The 236-nt window shown below is 75.4% G+C and carries 1 pseudogene; it reads right to left on the reverse strand.

Annotated features, from left to right (window positions below):
- Window positions 1–226 (reverse strand): annotated as a pseudogene (locus KVT44_RS57045) (hypothetical protein); the annotation flags it as partial.
- Window positions 227–236: the final 10 nt, after the last annotated feature.

Consider the following 236-nt stretch of genomic DNA (forward strand, 5'->3'; position numbering starts at 1 on the left):
GGAAGCCCTGGCCGCCCGCCGGGTCGTTGGACTGCGGGGCCGTCGAACTGGCGCCGCCCGGAGGGTTCGTGTCCGTGCCCGGAGAGGTCTGGGCGGGGCGCGGCCGACTGCTGGCGCTGCCGTCGGCGCCCGTGCCCGCGGTGTTCCCGGGTGCCGGGCACACCTGGCCCGCGGAGCCGGTCCGTTCGCCGTTCGCGTCGCTGTTCGGGTCGGTCTTCTTCGGCATGAAGACCATC

Source organism: Streptomyces sp. GbtcB7, from assembly GCF_019091445.1.
Classification (GTDB): domain Bacteria; phylum Actinomycetota; class Actinomycetes; order Streptomycetales; family Streptomycetaceae; genus Streptomyces; species Streptomyces mirabilis.